4 protein-coding genes are annotated in these 4,537 nt (G+C 55.3%); all 4 read left to right on the top strand.

Translation table 11 applies throughout. The annotated features are described in order from the left end of the window. Window positions 1-769 (top strand): acetoacetate decarboxylase family protein (locus tag VMW13_04720; protein ID HUV44117.1); only part of this gene is annotated, 769 nt, incomplete at its 5' end. 71 nt (window positions 770-840) lie between these two features. Beyond that, on the top strand, window positions 841-1,713 hold the full coding sequence (locus tag VMW13_04715; GenBank protein ID HUV44116.1) for a hypothetical protein: 873 nt from the start codon (window positions 841-843) through the stop codon (window positions 1,711-1,713). 100 nt (window positions 1,714-1,813) lie between these two features. Beyond that, a complete protein-coding gene (locus VMW13_04710; GenBank protein ID HUV44115.1) occupies window positions 1,814-2,899 on the top strand; it encodes a Gfo/Idh/MocA family oxidoreductase in 1,086 nt (361 codons plus the stop codon). Window positions 2,900-2,981: 82 nt separating this feature from the next. Beyond that, entirely contained in the window at window positions 2,982-4,529 is a 1,548-nt protein-coding gene (locus VMW13_04705; GenBank protein ID HUV44114.1) for a carboxyl transferase domain-containing protein, read from the top strand. Window positions 4,530-4,537: the final 8 nt, after the last annotated feature.

Here is a 4,537-nt window from a genome sequence, read left to right as displayed (position 1 = left end):
AATGGACGTAACCGGGGCATTTATTGCCGACCCTACCCGGGATGAGCTCATCAACTGGGGTGCTGGCCCTGGAGCAGTATCTAAGCTTTCGCCGGAGAAGCTCGAGGAGCAAATTAAGGCTGGAATTGGGTCAGCCGGCATCTCTATTATGGTTGAGCCAGTTGACCTGGAACTGTACCGTTCATTTATATACCCGCCGCTGTCAATGCCGGAGAAGCCTGAGGTGGGAGTATCACTGTGGGACTTCAATCGTTCCAACCCGATAACGCGCTTTCAGGAAGGCCGGGTGACGGTCAAGGCTATGTGTCCCGATGGCAAGGAGGCCTGGTTAGTGATAAGCGTGCCGGTGCCAAATCTGCTGATGTGCTATATGGGTGTCGTCTGGGGATGGCCCAAGTACGTGGCTGATGAAATGACGGTGACGCCGACCAAAGCTGAGGTCATATATGAGGGTGAGGTTCGTCTGTCTCTGGAATTTACACCGGGTGGTGTAGATGAAGCCGCTTTAAAGGAGCGAGGGGTATTTGAATTTGGGAAGGAGTGTTCGTTCCACGTAGACAAGGGCGGTGCCTGTTTGTTCAGGATAACCAGTAGAGGCGGTGAAAGTTATAAAGTCGCAGAATGGCAGGCAGGCATGGTCAAGGTCTACATGAGGCCAGAGGACCCCTGGGCTGGGCTGATACCAGCCAACTCTGTTGTCCCTGGTGTTTACCAGAGGTTCTTAGCTACTGGCGGGAGCGACTACCTGTGGCAGAAAGTAAAGGGCTAGCGGAACGGATAGGCCCGTTTCATTAAGAAGGTGAATGCAGTAGTAATACAATGTACCAGGGAGGTAAAACAATGGTCACAAACATCACCATACCGAAAGAAAAGGCAAAGCCGGCGGGACTCATGGACATCCGTGATGAGCACGAGTATCTTGTCAGGTGCAGGGCGACTATGGACCAGACTCAGAAGTTCATAGACGATCCTAACATCGATGAGATGATCAACTGGGGTAGGGGGACCGGAGTGGTACCTAAACTTCCGCCGGAGAAAATCGCAGAGATGGCAAAGGCGGGCATCGGGACATCCGGTATCTTTACCGTGGTGGAGCCGGCCGACCTGGACCTGTACCGTTCATACATGCATGAACCTCTGTCAATGCCGGACAAGCCGGAAGTGGGAGTAATAATGGTTGACTACAACCACACCGGCAACCCGCTGACGCGCTACCAGGAAGGTTTTGTCATGCCCAAGGCCAGGCGCCCCGACGGTAAAGACGCCTGGTTAGTGGTGAGCATGCCAGTTCCGAACCTGATGATGTGCTGGATGGGTGTTGCCTGGGGACTGCCCAAGTACGTGTGCGACGAGATGACGGTTACGCCGACCAAGGCTGAGGCCATCTATGAAGGGGAGGTCCGCCTGTCCCTTGAATTGACCCCGGATTCTTCGGTGGATGAAGCCGCTTTAAGAGAACGAGGGTCGTTTGGACAGGGCAATTGCCTTACATTCCACCCTGTAGATGGCGGCACCTGTTTGATCAACTGGTTCGGTAGAGGTGGAGAGCCCGTTAAGCCCGTGGAATGGCAGGCAGGCATGGTCAAGGTCTACATCAGACCACAGGACCGCTGGGCCGGCCTGATACCGGCCAATTCTGTTACCCCCGGCGTTTTCCAGAGGAACATAGGCGGCGGCGGGGGCGACTTCGTGTGGGAGAAGGTTAAGGGCTAACAAGACTGATAGTCCCGTTTCATTAAGAAGCAGACGGTTCTGGCGGGGACGATGTGTTTACGTCCCCGCCAGAACGTAATCATGTTTAGAGAGGTAACGTATGCCAGAACCGCTTAAGGTTGGTCTAATAGGAACAGGGCGCATGGGTAGGGCACATTTACCGGCTTATCAACAATTCCCGGACAAGGTCAGGCTAACCGCCGTATGTGATATCTACGAGGACGTGGCACAGCAATACGCCAAAGATGCCGGTGTCGACAAGGTCTATACCGACGCGACAAAGATGCTGAGTGAGGCGGATATCGATGCAGTGGATATCTGCACAATCCATGACCAGCACCTTCCTCACGTAGTTGCCGCGGCGGAAGCCGGAAAGCACGTCCTCCTTGAGAAAGCAATGGGACGTACTATGGACGAGTGCCGTCAGATGCTGGAGGCAACCAACACAGCCGGCGTGACCTTCATGGTTGCCCAGGATATACGCTATACACCCAACAGCCAGGCTGTTAAACGGTTGATTCAGGAGGGAGAACTCGGTACGATTCAGGCTGCTCGCTGCGACTCAATCATAAACTCAAAAATGTCAGACCCACCGGGACACTGGATGAATGATGGAGAGCGAGCCGGTGGCGGTGTATTGATAACACTGACAATCCACATGATTGACTTGCTGAGGTACTTCATTGGTGATATCAGGAGAGTTAGCGGTGTCTGTAAATCGGTCTGGCCGGCGATGGTGAATGGCGCTGAGGACTATGCCTGTGCCACACTTGAATTTGAAAACGGAGCCATCGGAACTGCGTTTTCGATCTTCACAGTATCCCGGTCACCCGTAGCAATACAATACCAGATTTTTGGGGAAGATGGAGCACTCTACACGGGACCCCCGACCCTCGAGACTATAATGCAGCAGGTTGGACCGCCAATGGTATCGTCACCAAAGCGAGATGAACCGGGGGTTGAACCCGTAAACAGGTACGGTAATTTCGTTCAGTTGGAACCGCTGAGTGAAGGTCTGGTCGGTGACAACCCTTTCACGAATGAGATATTACACTTTGCAGAGTGCTGCCGGACGGGCAAGGAGCCAATCAGTAGTGGACGGGATAACCTCGGCACGATAAAGACTATCCTGGGTATCTACGAGTCAAACCGAACCGGGAAGACTGTAGACCTGGCGACGCTCTGAGGCATTGGCGTCACAAGGGGGGTTTCCCACAGCCAGCGTCGTACGGATAACCAGAGAGCCAGGACTAAAAGGGGGCCTGACGATGGTATGGCAACCCGAGATTGATGAGCTCAAGTACCGACAACAGCTTGCCGAGCAGATGGGTGGTCAGGAGGGTATCGAGCGGCAGCACAGGCGCGGTAAGCTGACAGTCCGCGAGCGTATCGCCAAGCTTGTTGACACCGGTTCTTTCCAGGAGATTGGCAAACTCGCCGGCACCCCGACATACGAGGAAGACAGGCTGGTGTCGTTCGTACCTAAGAACAATGTCAGCGGGTTGTGCACACTGAATGGTCGGAGGGTCTTCATCAGTGGCGGCGATTTCACCATTCGGGGTGGCGCCTCGGAGTCTGAGGCGCACGGCTCGGCACCCGGCAGCCCGACACCGCAGGAGTGGCGATTGCCGTCGGTAAATCTGCTTGATGCCACCGGCGGCAGCGTGCGTTCTTTCGAGCTGATGGGCAGGACGTATATTCCGGACAACCCGGGCTGGCTGCCTGCGGCGCGTCTGCTGAACGTTGTACCGGTTGTCATGGCACTGCTGGGCTCAGTAGCCGGGGGACATGCCGTAATCGCCTGCATGTCCCATTTCTCCGTAATGGTGAAGGACATTGCCCAGATATTCCCCGGAGGCCCTCCCGTGGTCAAGGCGGCACTGGGCTACGATATCTCCAAGGAGGACCTGGGGGACTACCGCATTCACACGCGTACCAGCGGTGTCATCGACAATATGGCCGAAACTGAAGAAGAAGCCTTCGAGATGATACGGCGCTTCCTCAGCTATATGCCGGACAATGTCTGGGAGATGCCGCCGCGGTTAGAGCCAGTCGACGATCCCAACCGGCGCGATGAAGAGTTGCTTTCAATCATACCTCGACAGCGAAACAGGGCTTATGATGCCTACCATATACTGAAGTGCGTTCTGGACCGTGACTCATTCTTCGAAATATCACCGGACTACGGCAAGTCACGTATAGTCGGTCTGGCACGTGTAAACGGCTACCCTGTGGGCACCATGATCAACAACCCGAAGCACCTCGGTGGTGCCATGGACGTTGCCGCGGGTGACAAGGTTATTCGCTTCCTGCAGTTGCTGGACACATTCCACCTGCCGATGGTCTGCTTGACGGATGAACCGGGGTTCATGGTGGGTATCGAGTCCGAAAAGCTGGGGATTGAGCGGGCCGGAGCCAGAATCGTATGCGCCACCGCTGAGACCAGGATGCCCTGGATATCATTCATCATCCGCCAGGCATACGGAGTGGCGGGCAGTCTTCAGTATCGGGCCGGTGGGATGTATCGTCGTTACGCCTGGCCTTCGGCACACTGGGGTTCGATGCATATCGAAGGAGGGGCATTGGCTGCGTACCGTCGTGACGTAGAGAATGCTCCCGACCCTGAGGCCAGGCTCCAGGAGATAGAGCGGAAACTCCAGGCAATAACCTCACCATTCCGAACCGCTGAGGCTAGCGGCGTCGACATTATCGACCCACGGGATACTCGTCCTCTGCTCTGTGAATTTGTTGAGATGGCACAGAAGATGGTAAAGACGCAGCTCGGGCCCGGTGTTGGGCCCACTTATCATCCGTGACATGTCGA

It is taken from the genome of Dehalococcoidales bacterium, from assembly GCA_035529395.1.
Lineage (GTDB): Bacteria > Chloroflexota > Dehalococcoidia > Dehalococcoidales > Fen-1064 > DUES01.
This window is presented reverse-complemented; position numbering and strand designations above follow the sequence as displayed.

Bases quoted from the DNA above. Each gene is read 5' to 3' on its own strand.
- VMW13_04705 (HUV44114.1), top strand. From the start codon at position 2,982: ATGGTATGGCAACCCGAGATTGATGAGCTCAAGTACCGACAACAGCTT.
- VMW13_04710 (HUV44115.1), top strand. From the start codon at position 1,814: ATGCCAGAACCGCTTAAGGTTGGTCTAATAGGAACAGGGCGCATGGGT.
- VMW13_04715 (HUV44116.1), top strand. From the start codon at position 841: ATGGTCACAAACATCACCATACCGAAAGAAAAGGCAAAGCCGGCGGGA.